At 64.3% G+C, this 19,582-nt stretch carries 16 protein-coding genes; 5 read left to right on the top strand and 11 right to left on the bottom strand.

Features of this window, described 5'->3' with window-relative positions; all coding sequences use genetic code 11:
* Positions 1-7: 7 nt before the first annotated feature.
* Positions 8-5,902 (top strand): excinuclease ABC subunit UvrA, encoded by a 5,895-nt coding sequence (gene uvrA, locus ACT2FV_RS14885; RefSeq protein ID WP_444504196.1) that lies wholly within the window; start codon positions 8-10, stop codon positions 5,900-5,902.
* Between the two features lie 86 nt (positions 5,903-5,988).
* Here the strand turns inward: uvrA and ACT2FV_RS14880 are convergent, their stop codons facing one another.
* From ACT2FV_RS14880 to ACT2FV_RS14870, 3 genes are all read right to left on the bottom strand, one after another.
* Positions 5,989-6,930: an amino acid ABC transporter substrate-binding protein gene (locus tag ACT2FV_RS14880; protein ID WP_444504195.1), complete on the bottom strand. Its 942-nt coding sequence runs from the start codon at positions 6,928-6,930 to the stop codon at positions 5,989-5,991.
* Between the two features lie 13 nt (positions 6,931-6,943).
* Positions 6,944-8,251, bottom strand: a complete 1,308-nt coding sequence (locus tag ACT2FV_RS14875; RefSeq protein WP_059605468.1) for a dicarboxylate/amino acid:cation symporter — start codon at positions 8,249-8,251, stop codon at positions 6,944-6,946.
* A gap of 593 nt (positions 8,252-8,844) precedes the next feature.
* Positions 8,845-9,762, bottom strand: coding sequence for a LysR substrate-binding domain-containing protein (locus tag ACT2FV_RS14870; protein ID WP_444504194.1), 918 nt, complete (start codon positions 9,760-9,762; stop codon positions 8,845-8,847).
* A 129-nt stretch (positions 9,763-9,891) separates the two neighbouring features.
* Between ACT2FV_RS14870 and ACT2FV_RS14865 the strand changes: the two genes are divergently transcribed.
* The gene (locus ACT2FV_RS14865; protein ID WP_444504193.1) at positions 9,892-10,290 is read left to right on the top strand and encodes a RidA family protein; all 399 of its coding nucleotides are present in this window, start codon (positions 9,892-9,894) and stop codon (positions 10,288-10,290) included.
* Positions 10,291-10,459: 169 nt separating this feature from the next.
* Here ACT2FV_RS14865 and ACT2FV_RS14860 read toward each other — a convergent pair whose 3' ends face one another.
* From ACT2FV_RS14860 to ACT2FV_RS14850, 3 genes are all read right to left on the bottom strand, one after another.
* A complete protein-coding gene (locus tag ACT2FV_RS14860) occupies positions 10,460-10,903 on the bottom strand; it encodes a hypothetical protein (protein ID WP_444504192.1) in 444 nt (147 codons plus the stop codon).
* A gap of 30 nt (positions 10,904-10,933) precedes the next feature.
* Complete coding sequence (locus ACT2FV_RS14855; RefSeq protein WP_444504191.1) at positions 10,934-11,386, bottom strand: pyridoxamine 5'-phosphate oxidase family protein; 453 nt, start codon at positions 11,384-11,386, stop codon at positions 10,934-10,936.
* A 334-nt stretch (positions 11,387-11,720) separates the two neighbouring features.
* Entirely contained in the window at positions 11,721-12,626 is a 906-nt protein-coding gene (locus tag ACT2FV_RS14850) for a LysR family transcriptional regulator (protein ID WP_444504190.1), read from the bottom strand.
* Between the two features lie 118 nt (positions 12,627-12,744).
* Between ACT2FV_RS14850 and ACT2FV_RS14845 the strand changes: the two genes are divergently transcribed.
* The 3 genes from ACT2FV_RS14845 to ACT2FV_RS14835 all read left to right on the top strand — a co-directional run bounded on the left by ACT2FV_RS14845 (position 12,745) and on the right by ACT2FV_RS14835 (position 16,033).
* The gene (locus ACT2FV_RS14845) at positions 12,745-13,335 is read left to right on the top strand and encodes a flavodoxin family protein (RefSeq protein ID WP_151050046.1); all 591 of its coding nucleotides are present in this window, start codon (positions 12,745-12,747) and stop codon (positions 13,333-13,335) included.
* A 70-nt stretch (positions 13,336-13,405) separates the two neighbouring features.
* A complete protein-coding gene (locus ACT2FV_RS14840; protein WP_151050048.1) occupies positions 13,406-14,461 on the top strand; it encodes an aldo/keto reductase in 1,056 nt (351 codons plus the stop codon).
* Between the two features lie 132 nt (positions 14,462-14,593).
* Positions 14,594-16,033, top strand: coding sequence for a DEAD/DEAH box helicase (locus ACT2FV_RS14835; protein ID WP_174920283.1), 1,440 nt, complete (start codon positions 14,594-14,596; stop codon positions 16,031-16,033).
* A 383-nt stretch (positions 16,034-16,416) separates the two neighbouring features.
* Here ACT2FV_RS14835 and ACT2FV_RS14830 read toward each other — a convergent pair whose 3' ends face one another.
* From ACT2FV_RS14830 to ACT2FV_RS14810, 5 genes are all read right to left on the bottom strand, one after another.
* Entirely contained in the window at positions 16,417-16,701 is a 285-nt protein-coding gene (locus ACT2FV_RS14830) for a hypothetical protein (protein WP_059605444.1), read from the bottom strand.
* An 89-nt stretch (positions 16,702-16,790) separates the two neighbouring features.
* Positions 16,791-17,006: a hypothetical protein gene (locus ACT2FV_RS14825; RefSeq protein WP_082729005.1), complete on the bottom strand. Its 216-nt coding sequence runs from the start codon at positions 17,004-17,006 to the stop codon at positions 16,791-16,793.
* 361 nt (positions 17,007-17,367) lie between these two features.
* Entirely contained in the window at positions 17,368-18,459 is a 1,092-nt protein-coding gene (locus ACT2FV_RS14820) for an IS630 family transposase (protein ID WP_108064618.1), read from the bottom strand.
* Between the two features lie 295 nt (positions 18,460-18,754).
* Positions 18,755-18,967, bottom strand: coding sequence for a 30S ribosomal protein S21 (gene rpsU / locus ACT2FV_RS14815; protein ID WP_082728854.1), 213 nt, complete (start codon positions 18,965-18,967; stop codon positions 18,755-18,757).
* A gap of 279 nt (positions 18,968-19,246) precedes the next feature.
* Positions 19,247-19,531 carry a hypothetical protein gene (locus ACT2FV_RS14810; RefSeq protein WP_124627369.1) on the bottom strand — a complete coding sequence of 95 codons (285 nt, stop codon included), beginning with the start codon at positions 19,529-19,531 and terminating at the stop codon, positions 19,247-19,249.
* Between the last annotated feature and the right edge of the window lie 51 nt (positions 19,532-19,582).

The raw sequence follows: 19,582 nt of genomic DNA, 5'->3' as shown, positions 1-19,582 counted from the left end.
AGGCAAATTGTCATCCAGCAATCTGATCCGCATTCGCGGAGCACGTCAGCACAACCTCAAGAACCTCGATCTCGACCTGCGCACCGGCGAAATGACGGTCGTCACCGGCCCGTCGGGCTCCGGCAAGTCGAGCCTCGTGTTCGACACGCTGTACGCGGAAGGCCAGCGGCGCTACGTCGAAACCTTCAGCGCGTATGCGCGGCAGTTCCTCGACCGGATGGACCGCCCGCAGGTCGAGCGCGTCGACGGCGTGCCGCCCGCGATCGCGATCGACCAGACCAACCCGGTCCGCAGTTCGCGCTCGACCGTCGGCACGATGACCGAGCTCAACGATCACCTGAAGCTGTTGTACGCGCGCGCGGCCGAGCTGTTCGACCGCCAGACCGCGCGGCAGGTGCGGCATGACACGCCCGAGACGATCTACGCGGAACTCGTCGAGCGCACGCGCGCCGACGACCCGCGTGTCGTCGTCACGTTCCCGGTCGAGCTGCCGGAAAGCGCGTCCGAAGAAGAAGTCACGCAGTGGCTGTCCGCGAGCGGCTACACGCGCGTGCAGGCGCAGCGTGAAGTCGCGTCGCCCACGGGCCCGCGCAAGCTGCTCGACGTGGTGGCCGACCGCTTCCGCGTGCAGCAGGCCGACAAGGTGCGCGTGGTCGAGGCGATCGAGGCGTCGCTGAAGCGCGGCGGCGGCCGCGTGAACGTCTACGTGCTCGCGCCGGAAGCGGAAAACGCGCTGGCCGAGCCGCAGGTGTGGCGTTTCTCCACCGGGCTGCACGACCCTGACAGCGACCTGCGCTACGCGGAGCCGCAGGCGGCGCTGTTCTCGTTCAACTCGGCCTACGGCGCATGCGAGACCTGCCGCGGCTTCGGGCGCGTGATCGGCGTCGATCTCGGCCTCGTGATCCCCGACGCGCGCAAGACGCTGCGCGGCGGCGCGATCAAGCCGATGCAGACGCCCGCCTGGAAGGAGTGCCAGGACGACCTGATGCGCTACGCGGCGAAGGCGGACATCCGCCGCGACACGCCGTGGTCCGACCTGGCCGACGCCGAGCGCGACTGGGTGATCAACGGCTCGCCGGACTGGAACGGCAAGTGGCAGAGCCAGTGGTACGGCGTGAAACGCTTCTTCGGCTATCTCGAATCGAAAGCGTACAAGATGCATATCCGCGTGCTGCTGTCGAAGTACCGCAGCTACACGCCGTGCGAGGTCTGCGGCGGCGCGCGCCTGAAGACGGAATCGCTGCAGTGGCGGCTCGGCTCGAAGGCGAACGCCGATACGGTGCTGGCGCCCGCGAATCGCTTCATGCCGCGCGGCGTCGACTGGACGCGCGCGCAGCTCGAGGCGCTGCCGGGCCTGACGGTGCATGACCTGATGCTGCTGCCGATCGAGCGCATTCGCCGCTTCTTCGACGAGATCACGCTGCCGAGCGCGCTGCTCGACGATGCATTGAAGCTGCTGCTGGCCGAGGTGCGCACGCGCCTCAAATACCTGTGCGACGTGGGGCTCGGCTACCTGACGCTCGACCGGCAGAGCCGCACGCTGTCCGGCGGCGAGGTGCAGCGGATCAACCTGACCACGGCGCTCGGCACGTCGCTGACCAAAACGCTGTTCGTGCTCGACGAGCCGAGCATCGGCCTGCATCCGCGCGACCTCACGCGGATCGTCGAGGCGATGCAGCGGCTGCGCGACGCGGGCAATACGCTGGTCGTCGTCGAGCACGATCCGTCGGTGATGCTCGCGGCAGACCGGCTGATCGACATGGGGCCGGGTCCCGGCGAGCGCGGCGGCACGATCGTCTACGACGGCACGCCGGGCGACATCCGTTCCGCGCACACGCTGACGGGCGAATATCTCGGCGGCCGCAAGCACGTTGCGCATGCGTCGAACTGGGCGCGCCGCCCGGTGGACGCGAACACGCCGCGCATCGTGCTCGAAGGCGCGACCGAGCACAACCTGCGCGACGTGACGGTCGAGATTCCGCTGCAGCGGCTCGTGTGCGTGACGGGCGTGTCGGGTTCCGGCAAGTCGACGCTGCTGCAGGACGTGCTTTATCCGGCGATGGCGCGCCATCACGGCAAGGCGACCGAGTCGCCCGGCGCGTTCCGCAATCTCACGGGCGCCGATCAGGTCGGCGACGTCGTGTTCGTCGATCAATCGCCGATCGGCAAGACCACGCGCTCGAACCCGGCCAGCTACGTCGGCGCGTTCGACGAGATCCGCAAGCTGTTCGCGAAGGCGCCGCTCGCGCTGCAACGCGGCTACGGCGCCGGCACGTTCAGCTTCAACTCGGGCGACGGTCGTTGCCCGACCTGCGGCGGATCGGGCTTCGAGCACATCGAGATGCAGTTCCTGAGCGACGTCTATCTGCGCTGCCCGGATTGCGACGGCAGCCGCTACCGCGCCGAGATTCTCGAAGTGCGAATCGAACGCGACGGCCGCGCGCTGAACATCGCCGACGTGCTCGACCTGACCGTCAGCGAAGCGGCCGCGTTCTTCGCGGCGGATGCCGAGGTGCTGCGCGTGCTGCAGCCGATCGTCGACGTTGGCCTCGAATACGTGAAGCTCGGCCAGCCGGTGCCGACGCTGTCGGGCGGCGAAGCGCAGCGGCTGAAGCTGGCCGGCTTCCTCGCCGAATCGGCGGCCGCCGCGGGCGGGCGCCGGGTCGCGAGCGAGGAGGCGCGCATCGCGCGCGCGAAGCTGTTCATGTTTGACGAGCCGACCACCGGGCTGCACTTCGACGACATCGCGAAGCTGATGCAGGCGTTCGGCAAGCTGCTCGCGGCCGGACATTCGCTGATCGTGATCGAGCACAACCTCGACGTGATCCGCGCGGCCGACTGGCTGATCGATCTCGGCCCGGAAGGCGGCGACGGCGGCGGCCTCGTGCTGTGCGCGGGCACGCCCGACGACGTGAAGGCGTGCGCGCAATCGCACACCGGCGTCGCGCTGCTGCAGTACGACCGCGCGATGGATGGCGAAACCGCGCTCGCCGACGAAGGCGTGCCGCTGCAGGCCGTGCTGAACGCCGCCCGCGAGCGGCGCGCGATCGAGGGCGAGGACGTCGTGCGGATCGTCAACGCGCGCGAGCACAACCTGAAGGCACTCGACGTCGACATCCCGCACGGCAAGTTCAACGTGATCACCGGCGTGTCGGGGTCCGGCAAGTCAACGCTCGCGTTCGACATCCTGTTCCACGAAGGCCAGCGCCGCTACCTCGAATCGCTGAACGCGTATGCACGCTCGATCGTGCAGCCGGCCGGGCGGCCTGAAGTCGATGCGGTGTACGGCATTCCGCCGACGGTGGCGATCGAGCAGCGGCTGTCGCGTGGCGGCCGCAAGAGCACGGTCGCGACCACGTCCGAAGTCTGGCACTTCCTGCGGCTGCTGTACGTGAAGCTCGGCCTGCAGCATTGCATCCACGACGGCACGCCCGTCACGTCGCAAACCGTCGAATCGATCGCCGCGCAGCTGCTGCGCGACCATCGCGGCGAGCACGTCGGGCTGCTCGCGCCGCTCGTCGTCAACCGCAAGGGCGTCTATACCGACCTCGCGAAGTGGGCGAAGGCGCGCGGCAGCACGCATCTGCGCGTGGACGGCGAGTTCGTGACGGTCGATCCGTGGCCGAAGCTCGATCGCTTCCGCGAGCACACGATCGAATTGCCGGTGGCCGACATCGTCGTGTCGCCGGACGACGAGGCCGAGTTGCGGCGCGTGCTCGACGAGACGCTCGAGCTCGGCAAGGGCGTGATGCACCTGCTCGCGCCGCTCGACGGGCTGCACCACGCGATGCAGAACGATCATTCGACCGCGCGCGTCGGCGAGATCAAGGTGCTGTCGGTCAAGCGCGCGTGCCCGGTGTGCGGCACGAGCTACCCGGAACTCGATCCGCGGATGTTCTCGTACAACAGCAAGCACGGCTGGTGCACGACCTGCGTCGGCACCGGGGTCACGCTCACGCGCGAACAGCGCGCGGCATACGACGATACCGTGCTCGCCGGAGACGATCGCGGCCGCGAGCAGACTTTGCCGTCGGACGAGCAGGAACCGGAAGGCGTCGGCAACGAGCCGTGTCCGGATTGCGGCGGCACGCGCCTGAATCCGTCCGCGCGCGCGGTCACGTTCGACGCGCATCCGATCGTCGAGGTCGCGCAGTGGACGGTGTCCGATACGCGCCGCTGGATCGACGCGCTGGAACTGACCGGCCGCGACGCGCAGATCGCGCGCGACATCGTCAGCGAGATCGGCAGCCGCCTCGCGTTTCTCGAGGAAGTCGGGCTCGGCTACCTGAGCCTCGATCGTGCGGCGCCGAGCCTGTCGGGCGGCGAAGCGCAGCGCATCCGGCTCGCGGCGCAGCTCGGCAGCAACCTGCAGGGCGTGTGCTATGTGCTCGACGAGCCGACGATCGGCCTGCATCCGCGCGACAACCAGATCCTGCTGGACGCGCTGCGCAAGCTCGGCGACAAGGGCAACACGCTCGTCGTCGTCGAGCACGACGAGGACACGATTCGCCGCGCCGATCACATCATCGACGTGGGCCCGGGCGCCGGCAAGCGCGGCGGCACGCTGGTCGCCGAAGGGGCGGTCGCCGATCTGGCCGCACAGCCCGATTCGGTCACGGGCCGCCTGCTCGCGCACCCGATGACGCACCCGCTGCAACCGCGCCGTGCGGTGAGCCTCGCGGGCAAGAAGGGCGCACCGGCGGTGCCGGAGGGCTGGCTGACCGTGCACGGCGCGACGCTGCACAACCTGCATGACGTCACGGTCGGGATTCCGCTCGCGCGGCTCGTCGCGGTGACGGGCGTCAGCGGTTCGGGCAAGTCGACGCTCGCGCGCGATGTGCTGATGACGAACCTGCTCGATGCGGTCGGCCGCTCGGTGCTGTCGTCGCCGGCCACGCGGCGCGCGCGCAAGGCCGCGCAGCAGGATGCGCCGGCCACCAACCGCCGCTCGAGCGTGCTCGCGCGTAGCGCGCCGCGCCCGTCGCTGAACGTCACGCATGCGTGGCAAGGCTGCGAGTCGCTGAGCGGCTGGGAACAGATCGACCGCGTGCTCGAAGTCGACCAGACGCCGATCGGCAAGACGCCGCGCTCGTGCCCGGCTACCTACATCGGCGTGTGGGACACGATCCGCAAGCTGTTCGCCGATACGCTGGAAGCGCGCGCGCGCGGCTACACGGCGTCGCGTTTCTCGTTCAACACCGGCGACGGGCGGTGCCCGGCCTGCGAAGGGCAAGGCGTGCGCACGATCGGGATGAGCTTCCTGCCCGACGTGAAGGTGCCGTGCGACGTGTGTCACGGGCAGCGCTTCAATCCGGAGACGCTCGCGGTCACGTGGCGCGGCCGGAACATCGGCGACGTGCTGACGATGGAAATCGACGAAGCCGTGGAGTTCTTCGCGCCGATTTCGAACATCGCGCATCCGCTGCAGCTGATGAAGGACGTCGGCCTCGGCTATCTGACGCTCGGCCAGCCGTCGCCGACGCTGTCCGGCGGCGAGGCGCAGCGGATCAAGCTCGTCACGGAGCTCACGAAGGTGCGCGACGACATCACGCGGCGCGGCCAGAAGGCGCCGCATACGCTGTACGTGCTCGACGAGCCGACGGTTGGTCTGCATATGGCCGACGTCGCGAAACTGATCCGTGTGCTGCACCGGCTGGTCGACGGCGGGCATAGCGTCGTCGTGATCGAGCACGACCTCGACGTCATCGCGGAAGCCGACTGGATCATCGATCTCGGGCCGGAAGGCGGCGTGGGCGGCGGCACGATCGTCGCGGCGGCGCCGCCGGAAGGGCTCGCGCAGGTGAAGGCGAGCCATACCGGGCAGGCGCTCAAGCCCGTGCTGGCGCGAACGGCGACGGAAGACGATGAGGCGGCGCGGCAGGGAGAAGCGCGGGTCGGTTGAACGCGGTGCATCATGTGAGCGGCCCCGGTGTCTGATCAGGCACCGGGGCCGCTTTTACGTTCGTCCGTGCGGTCAGCCGCGCAATCTCATTCGCCCTTGACGCCGATCGTCTCGATGATGGTCTCGAGTTGCGGGCTCATCGGCAGGTTGAGGCTCATGCCCGACGGAAGCGGACGCAGGAACCAGCGCTTGTACTGACGCGTGATCTCGCCGTCGACGGCCAGTTCCTCGAACGTGCTCTTCACGACCTGCGCGAGTTGCGGATCGTCCTTGCGGAACATGATTCCGTACGGGTCGTATGACAGGAAATCGCCAACCACGTCGTACTGGCCACCCTTGCCCGCATTCTCGGCAATCAGGCCGTACAGCAGCACGTCGTCCGTCGCGAACGCATCGGCCTGACCATTCGCGACGAGCGCGAAGCCCTGCGCATGGTCCGGCACCACCTGCAGCTGGATCCCGAGCCTGAACCGCGCGTCCAGGTCGCGCAGCGCCTTCTCGTTGGTCGTGCCGGCCGTCACCGCGACCTTCTTGCCCGCGAGATCGCGGAACGAGCGAATCGGCGAGCCTCGCTTCACCATCACCTTCGTGCCGGCCACGAAGATGATCGGCGAGAACGCCACGCGCTTCTGGCGCTCCAGGTTGCTCGTCGTGGAGCCGCATTCCAGATCGACCGTGCCGTTGACCACCGCGTCGATGCGGTTGTCGGAAGTGACCGGCACCCAGCGGATCGTCAGGCTCCTGTTGACCGCATCCTCGATCGACGACACGAGCGCCTTGCAGAGCTCGATCGAATAACCGATCGGCTGTTTGCGCGCATTCAGGTACGAGAACGGGATCGACGCGTCGCGATAGCCGAGCGCGATCGTGCCGCTGCTGCGCACCTTCGCGAGCGTGCCGGTCAGTTGGGCCGGCGCGAACGGCTCGACGCGCGGCGTCGTGGACGGCGCATCTTCCGCGTGCGCGGCTGCGCCCGCGGCAAGCAGGCTTGCGAGCGCGAGCGCACGCCAGAATTGCTGCATCTTCATCGTCGGGCCTCCGTCAGACATCCGCCGGGTGCGCGATCGTCCCTTCCTGCTCCGCGTCGATGCGCGCCAGGTTGGCCTCGGCTTCCGCCTCGGACATGAGCTGGCCTTCCCACTTCGCGACCACTGCGCTGGCGATCGAGTTGCCGACCGCGTTGGTGGCCGAGCGGCCCATGTCGAGGAACGTGTCGACACCGAGGATCAGCAGCAGCCCGGCTTCCGGAAGCCCGAACTGGTGCAGCGTGGCGGCGATCACGACGAGCGATGCGCGCGGCACGCCGGCCATCCCCTTCGACGTCAGCATCAGGACCAGCAGCATCGTGATCTGCGTGCCGAGCGACAGGTGGATGTTGTACGCCTGCGCGATGAACAGCGCCGCGAAGGTGCAGTACATCATCGAGCCGTCGAGATTGAATGAATAGCCCATCGGCATCACGAAGCTCGAAATTTTGCGGCGCACGCCGAAACGGTCAAGCGCGTCGAGGATCTTCGGATACGCGGCTTCGGAGCTGGCGGTCGCGAACGACAGCATGAACGCTTCCCTGATCAGCACCAGCAGCTTGAATACGCGGCGGCCGAGGAACAGCAGCCCCGCACAGACGAGCAATGTCCAGAGCAGGAACAGGCTGACGTAGAAGTCGCCCATGAACACCGCGAACTTCAGCAACACCGACAGCCCGTTGACGGCGACGGTCGCGGCCATCGCGGCCAGCACCGCGAGCGGCGCGAGCTTCATCACGTAGCCGGTGATCTTGAGCATCACGTGCGACAGCTGGTCGATCGCGGCCACGAGGATCTTGCCGCGTTCGCCGAGCGCCGCGAGCGCCACGCCGAAGAACATCGAGAACACGACGATCTGCAGGATCTCGTTGTTGCTCATCGCCTCGGCGAACGATCTCGGCACCATGTGGCCGACGAAATCCTTGAGCGTGAACTTGGAGGTCGCGAGATTCGCCGATGCGCCGATGTCCGGCAGCGGCAGGCCGAGGTTGTCGCCGGGGCGAAGCAGGTTCGCCATGAACAGCCCGAGCAGCAGCGAGATCAGCGACGCGGTGACGAACCAGCCGATGGATTTCGCGAATACGCGCCCGACCGATGCCGCGTCGCCCATGTGCGCGATGCCGACGACCAGCGTGGAGAAGACGAGCGGCCCGATCACCATCTTGATCAGGCGCAGGAACACATCGGAGATGAGCGAGATGTATCCGGCGATCTCGGCGGTGGCCTTTTTGTCAGGAAAGCTCATGAAGATCATGTAGCCGATCAGGATGCCTGCCACCATCGCGATCAGGATCCAGACGGCTGCAGCATTTTTTTTCTGCATCGTGAGCCTCCCTTGCACCGGTTCCGCAACCGGGGATGGAAGGACGATACAGGACGCGAAAGACGATGAACAGTGCAACCGGGGGCGGGTTTGCGCGAGCGCCGCGTCGCGACCGATTGCCTCCCCGAAGATTGCACCGGTGGCGCTGCGATGCCCGGGGCCGGCGCAACCCGGTATCGGATTTGTGCGGAGCAGCACGCCGCCGGTTCGATGGTCGTTGAATCCCGACGGCGGTCTCGCCGTGGGGCACGCGCGCCGCGCCGGCTTCCGGCTGCGGGAGATGGGCCGCGCCGCGCACTTCGAATCGCTGTGCGGGTGAGCGCCGCCACTCATGCAGCGCACAACATTCGGAAGCAGACAGGTGCAACGCAGCGCAGCAGTGCCCGTCGAGGAATTTTTCCCGGCGCTGAAAGGCGTGCGGCGCAATAGGTTCGGGCTATGACCGGCAGAGCCGATCGACACTTGTCACCTGGCCTGGCGGGTTTCCGCGTGTAATGGCCTGCGAAGCCGCATGAGGCGGGCCGCGCATGACAAAGAGCGATCTTGCCGGCATCGGGACGGATGTGGGTCGCTCATGGTGACGCCGCACACGTTCATTGCCGGTCCACCGGAGCCGGTTCATTCATCAGTTCGACAACCCAGTCGATAAACACACGCAGTTTTGCGCTGACGTGACGGTTCGGCGGATACGCGATGTATAGCGGCATTGGATCGAGTTGCCAGTCCTCGAACAGCGTGACGAGTTCACCCCATGCCACGGGGGTTTTCGACATATAGCGTGGCAGCCACATGATGCCGAGGCCCGCCACACCGGCCGCGAGATAGGCATTGCCGTCGTCTACGGCAAGTGCGTAACGGCCTTGCACCTTGACCGTCTCGTCGCCGCGATGCATGTCGAGCGGATAGAGTCGGCCAGCGCGCCCCCATGAGAACCCGACGGTGCGGTGATGCGAGTTGTCGAGTTCCGCGGGATGCGAAGGCGTGCCCGCCAACGCGAGATATCCGGGCGACGCGAAGACACCGAGTGAAAGATCGGCCACCCGTCGGGCGACCATCGATTGATCGGTCGGCTCGCCACCGCGCACGACGCAATCCACGTTCTCTCCGATGATATCGACGGTGCGGTCGCTCACGCCCATGTCGAGCTGGATGTCGGGATAGCGGGCGAGGAATGCCGGCAGCGCCGGGATCAGGATCAGGCGCGCGAACGGGCTCGGCACGTCCACGCGCAGGCGGCCGCGCGGCGCCGCCGATGCACTCGACAGGCTCGTCTCGGCGTCGTCCATATCGGCGAGCAGCCGGATCACGCGCTCGTAATACGCGACGCCGTCAGGCGTGACGTTGATTCTGCGCGTCGTCCGGTTCAGGAGCCGAACACGCAAGCGCGCCTCGAGCTGCTGGACCAGCTGCGTGACCGTGGTCTTGCTCATGCGCAGCGTTTCGGCCGCCTTCGTGAAGCTGCCTGACTCGACTACCCGGACGAAAGCGCGCATCGCGTCGAAGCGATCCATGCGTGTCTGCCTCGCGATTGAATTGTTTGCATTTTACAAATAGTCATGGACAGGGTTGGCGGTTTATCGCGTGTGCGTCGGTGCGTAAAGTGGGGCGATCGAAACCAATGATCGTCAATGGAGGTGAAGATGGGCAAGCGCGATGTGGTGTTTCCGCCGGGACGTCAGGCGCTGTATGAGCGCAACAGATACGCTCCGGCCGTACGGGCGGGCGGCTTGCTGTTCGTATCCGGGCAGGTCGGCAGTCGCGAGGACGGAACGCCCGAGCCGGATCTGCAGGAACAGGTGCGGCTCGCGTTTCGCAATCTGAATGCGATCCTGCACGAAGCGGGTTGCTCGTTCGACGATGTGGTCGACGTCACGGTGTTCATGGTCGATCCGCAATCGACGTTCGAGCGCATCTGGCAGGTCGTGCCTGAATTCTGGGGCGACGCGCCGCATCCGACGCTCACCGCGGTTGGCGTGACATGGCTTTACGGCTTCGACTTCGAGATCAAGGTCGTTGCGAAACTTCAGATCGTCAGCTGACGCTTCAGTCGGGCGACTATGAGGCGATGGTCGGGACCGTGCTGGCGTTCAGCCGGATTGCCAGGTCGTGCAAACGATCATGTTGGGGAAATTCGGTGGATCTGGTCGGAAGCGACGTCGGCCCTCGCATGTGCGAGCACGGCGTTTCGACATGACGCTGCAATCGCGGTCACGTGATCGATCCGGTTCGGTGACTGCTCGCCTGCAGAAATGGAAAGCCTGCAAAGCAAAGTTGGCTTGCGAGGCCGATCGCGCCGGGCACAGACCAGAAGCCGGCAAAGTACTCGAGCACCGTCCTTCTGAACAGGAGCCCGTTAATGCACAATTCCGCAAGCATCAATATGGCGAGGGCGATTGCGCCCATCAGCAACGCCTCGTTGGTATCTGTCAGCATGTCGTGCTTTTTCGCGCTCCAGTGCGACAGGTACCAACTCGCGGCAAGCATGAATGGCGCTTCGAGCGATACCGCCGCCGTCTCTCCCAGGAGCTGCACAAGCAGCAGGACGCGAATCGCTCCGAAGGCGAAGCCGATCACAAAAACGGTCAATGCATAAACGCAGCCCGCTTCGGCGCAGGTTGCCCACCTGAGGCTACGATGCGAGCAGCGCGTCACGGCGTTTCACGTGTTTGACGGGGAGGGACACTAGCAAGTGTACAGATCGGTGTGCCCGAAGCCCTGCGAGTAATCGAGTACCGAAATGACCGTCGGAATCACGCGAAATATCCGGACTTCGTCAGGAGACGGCATTGGCATTGGCGGCGCTTGCATATCCGGATACTTCAGTGGAAGCATGCGCAAGACCTTCTCTGCTTCGACACGATCCGTCACGGGTCGTGCGTGCGCCGCCATCGACAAACCTGTAATCGCCATCAGATCTGACGTGTCGTGATCGATCGTGAGCGATACCCGGTCGTCTCGGGCCAGATTGGCCGCCTTCTGGCTTTCCAGTCCGCAAAGGAAGTAAAGCGTCAGTCCCTGGCTCACGTACCCGACGGTGGTCGCCTGGGGCCAGCCGTCCGGCCGCAGCGTGGCGATCGTCATGACTCGATGCTGATCCAGCAGTGACAGGATCTTTTGCTTGATCAGCTCGTCCATGGATCACCTTCCCGTTCGTGAAATCCGATCCTGTACCAGCGGGTCATTCGGCGCTTGATGCAAATCAAATTCCTAACACGACGATGCACACTGTCGTCAGTAAATGCGGAAATTCGCGGCACGCGCGCAGCGGCGGAAGGCCGGATTGGTGTGCGAAAGAAGCCGGGGTTTGAAGTGCGTGAATGGCCGTTTCGGACAGAGGCGAGTGGCCGGAGCGGATCGCGGAAGATCAATGGTCCGCACCATGGCGTCCCGTTGCCGACAATCCGTGCGTCGGCGCTACCTCAGCGGCCACTCCGCCTCGCAAGCCGGTTCGTTACCCGCCACACCGCCCTCAATCGAAATAAGGCTGCAGCACCCCCTCGATCCAGTCCATGAACGCCCGGACGCGCGGCGACAGATTGCGCCGATGCGCCACGACGAGCGACGCCGCGAGGGGTTCGGGACGCAGATCGGGCAGCACCTCGACCAGCGCGCCGCTTTCGATATGATTCGCGACCCCGGAATACCCGGCCTGGATCAACCCGATGCCCGCAAGCCCGGCTGCGTGATAGGTCTGCACGTTGTTGACCTGCATCGCGCTCGGCAATGCAAGCGTCGCATAGCCGTCGCCGCTCGGATATTCCCACCCGGGATGCCGGTCGCCGAGTGTCAGCGCGTAGTGGACCATGCGGTGTCCCTGATCGAGGAGATCGTCGAGCGTTTGCGGCACACCATACCGCGCCAGATAGCCGGGACTCGCCGCATTGATCATGCGCAGGCGGCCCAACGGTCGGGCAATCAGCGTCTCGTCCACGATCGGCCCCAGCCGGATCACGCAATCGAATCCTTCCTGGACGAGATCGACACGTCGATCGGTGCTCGAAAGTTCCAGTTCCAGCTCCGGATGCACCGCCATCAGTTGCGGCAGCGCGGGAACCACGACATTGCGCGCGAGCTCGGTGGGCATGTCGACGCGCAATCGTCCGCGCAGGCGCGTGCCATTGCCGGAAAACATCGACTGCAGCTCCTGTACTTCGGCCAGCAGGTCCCGTGCGCGCGCGTAAAAGGCGCGTCCGTCCTCGGTCAGTTGCACGCTCCGCGTCGTCCGATGCAGGAGCGCGACGCCCATGTCGCGCTCTAGCGCGCGGATCACCATCGACACACGTCCTTTCTGGATGCCCAGGCTTTCGGCTGCGCGCGTGAAGCTGGTCATCTCGGCGACACGAGCGAAGATCAAAAGCGCATCGAGGTTTTGCATTGTTCACCCTGGGAGTAACAGAACGTTCAATCGATCGTCATTTATAACTCAATTTCGACTCAGTAAAGTGCTGTCCGATGTCGTCCCCCGACGACCACCTGAACGAAAGGGCGCAACCATGACACAGCACATCTCTCCGGTTAAAACGATCGTCGTCTATCACTCCGGCTACGGGCATACCGAACGCATGGCGACGGCTGTCGCCGAGGGTGCCGGCGGCGTTCTCGTCGCAATCGACGCCGATGGCAACATCGCACAGGACGCGTGGGACGCGCTTGCCGGCGCGGACGCCATCCTGTTCGGCTCGCCGACCTACATGGGCGGTCCCAGCTGGCAGTTCAAGAAGTTCGCCGATGCATCGTCGAAGGCCTGGTTCGAAGGCGCATGGCGCAACAAGATCTTCGGTGGCTTTACCAACAGCGCAAGCATCAACGGCGACAAGCTCAATACGCTCGAATACTTCGTTCTGCTTGCCGGGCAGCACGGCGGCATCTGGGTGAGCATGGACATCAAGCCGGCGAACCTGAAGGCGTCGATGCGTGACGACCTGAACCGCATGGGCTCCTATATCGCGCCGATGGCGCAGACGCCAGCCGATGCGTCGCCCGATGAAATGTCGGCAGGGGACCTCGAGACGGCTCGCCGCTATGGCGCGCGGGTCGCAACAATCGCCGGACAATTCCGGGCAGGACACGCTCGCATCAACTGAAATCCGGTGTGCGGGGCGCCCGGAACGGGCGCCGCTGCACTCTTTCCCGCCGATCTCGAAGGAAACGGCCATGAAATACAAGCAACTGGGCCGCACCGGCCTGTACGTCTCCGAGCTGTGTCTCGGCACGATGACGCTGGGCGGCAATGCCGATGCCGGCATGTGGGCTGCCATCGGCGCGGTCGGCCAGAACGATGCGACCCGACTGATCTCCCGCGCACTGGACGAGGGAATCAACTTCATCGATACCGCCGACATTTACTCCTTCGGTGAATCCGAACGACTCGTCGGACAGGCACTTCGGGACCTGGGCGTCGCACGCAGCGACATCGTGCTGGCGACGAAGACCGCGGGCGTGATGGGCACGAAGCCCAACGATCAGGGCGCGTCGCGCGGCCACATCATGGATTCCGTGCAGCGAAGCCTGGAACGGCTGCAGGTGGACCATATCGACCTCTACCAGATCCACGCGAACGATCCCGTGACACCGATCGACGAGACGCTGCGGGCGCTCGACGATCTGACGCGTCAGGGGCTGGTTCGCCATGTCGGCGTCTCGAACTGGCGCGCCGGAAAGATCGGCAAGGCGCTCGGGCTCAGCGCAGCGCTCCATGCGACGCGCTTCGAGACGCTGCAGGCGTACTATTCGATCGCCGGACGCGACGTGGAGCGCGAGCTGGTGCCGCTCGCGATCGATGAACAGATGTCGCTCCTCGTCTGGTCGCCGCTCGCCGGCGGACTCCTTTCGGGGAAGTTCGGCCCTGGGGCGCCGACCGCAGACGGTTCGCGACGCAGCCATTTCGATTTTCCGCCGGTCGATCTCGAGCGCGCCTGGCCATGCGTGGCAGCGATGCGCGCGATCGCGGACGCGCGAGGCGTGTCGGTCGCCCGGATCGCGCTCGCGTGGCTGCTCGGCAAGCCGCATGTCACGAGCGTCATCATCGGCGCGAAACGCGTCGAACAGCTCGAAGACAATCTCGGCGCGGTCGATGTCGTCCTGACGGAGACCGAGCTTGCGCATCTCGATGCCGTGAGCGCGTTGCCTCCCGACTATCCCGGCTGGATGATCGATCGTCAGGCGGCGGGCAGGCTGCCGCGGCCTTTCGCGCGTGCCGTGTCGAAATAGGGCGGCCGACAGGCGGCCCTTGTCATGCTCGAAGGGATCGCCCGACGCTCAATGCTGCCCCGCACCGGGCGTCCGTGCGCCGCGATCATCGCGGCAACCGCTAGAATTGCGGTTTTAGCCCGGAACACGTCCATGTCTTTTGCTTCGCTAGGCCTGATCGATCCCTTGCTGCGTAATCTGCAGGGCCTCAATTACCAGACACCCACGCCGGTGCAGGCCAAGGCGATTCCCGCTGTGCTCGGTGGCAAGGACGTCATGGCTGCGGCACAGACCGGGACCGGCAAGACGGCGGGTTTCGCGCTGCCGCTGCTGCAACGGCTGGTTCAGCACGGGCCGGCGGTGTCCAGCAACCGCGCGCGCGTTCTGGTGCTGGTGCCCACGCGCGAACTGGCTGAACAGGTGCACCAGAGTTTCGTCGAGTACGGCAAGGGCCTCGACTTGCGGTTTCTGGCCGCCTATGGCGGCGTGAGCATCAATCCGCAGATGATGAAGTTGCGCAAGGGCGTGGATGTGCTCGTCGCCACGCCGGGCCGTCTGCTGGACCTCAATCGCCAGAACGCCGTGCAATTCGATCAAGTCCAGACGCTGGTGCTGGATGAAGCCGACCGCATGCTGGATCTGGGCTTCGCACGCGAACTCAACGCCGTGTTTGCCGCGTTGCCCGTGCAGCGCCAGACGCTGCTGTTCTCCGCGACGTTTACCGACGACATCCGCGCGATGGCGGCGAGCATTCTGCGCAGTCCGGTCGATATCAGCGTCAGCCCGCCCAATGTAACCGCCAGCAGGATCAAGCAGTGGGTGGTGCCGGTGGACAAGCGGAACAAGCCTGACCTCTTCATGCACCTGGTGGCCCAGAACAACTGGGACCACGCGCTCGTGTTCGTCAAGACCCGCAACGGCGTGGATTACCTGGCGGCCATGCTGAACGATGCGGGTTATGCGGTCGACACCATTCATGGCGACAAGCCGCAACCTGCGCGCCTGCGTGCGCTCGAGCGCTTCAAGACGGGCGAAGTGCAGATGCTCGTCGCGACCGATGTGGCCGCGCGCGGGCTGGATATCGACGACCTGCCGCTCGTGATCAACGTCGACCTGCCGATCGTCGCGCAAGACTACGTGCACCGTATCGGCCGTACCGGTCGCGCGGGTGCAAGCGGCGTGGCGGTGTCGCTCGTGTGTGCCGATGAAGCACCGCAACTGGCCGCGATCGAAGCGCTGATCCGGCAGACACTACGCCGTGAGGAAGAGCCGGGTTTCGAAGCCGAACACCGCGTGCCGGAAACCAGCGCGACGGGGCAGATCATCAAGAAACCCAAAAAGCCGAAGAAGCCCAAGGTGCCGCAAGCGGGGGCGGGCGCAATGCCGGCGGCTGGCAAGAAGCCGCGACCGAAAGGTGGAGAAGGCAAGCGCAAGCCCGCGGGGCAGCGCGCCGCGGCTGCGGGCAAGGGGGCGAGCCTGTCGAACGGTAGCCCGTTCAGCGTGCAAAAGCCGCGCGGCAAACCCGCCGGCAAGACGGCGGCGGGCTCGCGGAAGCCGGCTGGCAAGCCCGTGGGTGGTCGCGGTACGCGCTGATGCTGACGGTGGGGCGAGCCACGCTGGCCGCATTTCTACCTGTCGCCGTCTCGTGGGTTGCCCCAAAACAAGACGACGATTACACAGAACAACAATGCGCCCACCAAAACAAAATTCATGCTGCACCTTGCCTGAAGTGGACGGAATGGTTCGATCTCGGGCGGCCCGTCTGATGAAAGCCAAGTGGCCCGCATTTAGTTAACGGGTAATGGCGCGGTTGGTCTACGTCAAGCAGCGTAGTTTTTTGATGCACGTCAAACAAATTCAGGAGCCGGGCACCTCGTCCGAATGCATTTCCCTTGGAGACTGCGCCGGTGTCGTCTTCGCGCTTCGGCATCTTGCAGTAGTGTACGGGACGTCATGCGCCATCCGGAACGGCGATCTCAGAGAATGGCAAGGAGCCGCAGCTGATGCTCGGTCTCGGTTCCTGTTATCAGTGTGTAGAACCGTGCCTCCCGACGTTCGAGCACTGAGAGATTCTGTGCGTCGGAAAACATGTTCCATTCGTCACCGTCGATACGTTCGAGTTTTCCATGAGTCCGTGCAAAAGCAAGCAACAACCGACTTGCTTCGCGTCGGATAACGATGCGTTCCATATTCAACACATAGGGGCGCCAGCCGCCCAGAAGAACGACGTAGTGAGGTATAGCGCTTTGGTTGATTGTCATCGCCGGCGTTGCCTTTTTCTCGAGATGGCGTCAGCTGATCGGAGCCCGTCGGCCATGTGCTTCGCGTTCGCGCGTTGACATGCCCGTCTTCAACCGAACTGTGAAGTCAGCCATCCTTCCGCCCATTTGGTTGCGTACGCAACTGCATCATCGCGACGCTCGAAAGCAGCCATATCCCCGCTAGCGTGCACCTCTCGCTCCGCTCCGTCCACAAGTATCGTGATAATCCGCACGTGTGCGACGTACTGCCGATCGGCCCTGCGTGGTGTCGGATCGATTCGGAACCGAGTCGAATTGAAGAGCATAAGTGCCCCCACATTCATGGTTGTCGCGAGTTGTGCTGTCGAGGGCACAGCGCGAAAGAGAGCCATCCACAATGAAAAATCATCCGACCCTCGACAATCGAGCTTGCCATGAACGCTTCGTTTCGCTGGCTTGCTGCTGCCCGATGCTCATCCTCATGCTTTTGCGGTTACTGCCAGACATGCTTCCGAAGGTATCGGATGCACGTTAGTCGCAGGCTCAACCGATTCGCGAGCGCGCGGAGTCGTCCATGGAGCCGACGGACTTCACTATCTGGAGAGTGGCGTGACCTGTCCAGACACGATCGCGCCACGCGCATTTCGCGCGATGGACGTCAAGCCTTCCCTGCAGTGATTCGACGAGCTAGTGTCCTGTTCCGCTGATTCGCGAGCAAAGTCGATGCAGCTTTTCGAGGATGGAATCGGCTGAGGCGGTCCAGACGAACGGTTTGCAGTTTTCGTTGTAGTGGGAGACGAATTGATCGATTCGCTTGACCAGTTGTTTGACCGAGCCGAACGAGCCTCTACGGATCGCTTTGTCGGTGATCAGCGCAAAGAAGCGTTCGACCTGGTTGAGCCACGAACTGTAGGTGGGAATGAAATGCATATGCCAGCGGGGGCGTGCCGCCAGCCACGCCTTGACCTTCGGATGCTTGTGACTGCCGTAGTTGTCGACGATGCAGTGCACGTCGAGTTCGGCTGGCACGGCCTTGTCGATTTCGCGCAGAAACGACAGGAATTCCTGATGTCGATGACGCGGCTTGCAGGTAGCGAGCACGGCGCCATTGAGCACATTCAGGGCGGCAAACAGCGTCGTGGTGCCATGACGGACGTAATCGTGAGTGACGCCTTCAACGTAGCCGAAACCCATCGGCAGCATGGGTTGCGTGCGCTCGAGCGCCTGACATTGGCTCTTCTCGTCCACGCACAGCACCAGAGCGTTCTCCGGCGGACTGAGGTACAAGCCGACCACATCGCGCAGTTTCTCGATGAAGAACTGATCGGTCGAGAGCTTGAAGCTTTCACTTCGGTGCGGCTGCAGACCCAGCAGTTTGAAGTAACGGTGCACGCTCGTCGGCGAGATGGCGGTTTCGGCGGCAATCGTGCGCACGCTCCAGTGAGTGGATCCATCTGCCGGCTTCGTGTGCAGGGTCTTGTGAATCAGTTGGGCCAGCCGTTCGTCGTCGATGGTGCGTGGCTTGCCGGGACGTACTTCGTCATAGAGTCCGTTGATTCGCTGATCCAGAAACCGCAGACGCCACTTGCCCACCGTGGCACGCGTGAGTTGCAGGCGTTGCGCGATCGCGCTATTGGGCTCGCCGTCAGCCGCCGCCAGCACGATGCGCGCCCGCGAGACCAGCGCAGCCGAAATCGAGCGAGAGCGCGCTATCGACATCAGTTGCGAACGCTCGTCTTCGCTCAGCACCAGTTCCGCCTTCGGTCGTCCCATCACCATGCTGACGTCTCCCGTTCCGTTGACGTCAACATGCTACGTGAACATAGACCAGTTAACAACGGAACAGGACACTAGAAAGGCGACAGCCACTCACGAGTTTTCCTTTGGGTGACGAGTTGCAGGGCAATGTATCGTCATGACCGGTCAGGAAGATGCGGCTGGCGCACTCACATCCGAATGCATGGAAGTTCGGCAGTAGCGTCACCCCGTCCTTCTTCCGATCGAAATCTGCGTCGCATTTCGTCATCATGAAAAACGGAGGGACGTTGGCCGGCAGGCCGAACACGATGTTCCCCTAGTACATTTTCCGAGGCGGTAACATGCGCTTCGCCCGTAGGCGCTGCCGTGCGACGGCGCTGGCCTTCTTTCGCTTGCGTTCTGTCGTGGGCTTTTCGTAGCTGGTTCGACTGCGCAACTCGCGAATCAACCCTATTTTCTCGATGCTGCGACGGAATCGCCGCAGCGCGACGTCGATCGGTTCGTTGACTTTCAATGTTACGGTCGTCACGGATGTCCTGTTTGTGAGTGTTCGAATGAAAAATTGACGGATCGTGCCATGACGATGCTCGGACTCGACATTCCGAATGTCCGGCGCCAATCGAAAGAGCACGTACCGCTATGTACATCTGCACGCTTGCCGACGACACAGCGCCGCACGCGAGATTCTGGCGAGCGAGATCGTGTCGGTCCACGCGATCTCGTGCGGTCTGTTCGATTCGAGCAGTGTGCGTCGGCGATCATTTCGTTATCCTGGTCGATGCAGATCGCATCGACATGGCGAGCTGCCTCAACCTGCGTTTGAAAGGAACGCGTGTGTTTCGCGATTGTCGTCGATGATGGTCTCGGCATAGCGTAGCGATGCGCGACGTGCGTCACCGGCGGTATCGAACGGCGCATTGTCGCGAAGCCTGAAAGTCTGGCTTTGCGTCATCGTGTCGGTGGCATCGCGAAGACAAATCCTGACTGCCGCATCGAAGCCGGCATCATGGCTGTGCGGGGCGCCACTCGTCGCCGGAACATGCTGGTAAATCAGTGGATGAATTTCGAATCCACGGTAGAAATGTGTGCTCATGACATGCTCCTGACGTTCGGCCACAGCGAATGCTGCGGCCGAACTCGTCCG

Origin of the sequence: Burkholderia sp. PR2, from assembly GCF_052372875.1 — a bacterium.
Classification (GTDB): domain Bacteria; phylum Pseudomonadota; class Gammaproteobacteria; order Burkholderiales; family Burkholderiaceae; genus Burkholderia; species Burkholderia diffusa.
Note: the sequence above shows the minus strand (reverse complement) of the source record. Positions and strands in the feature narration are given on the sequence as shown.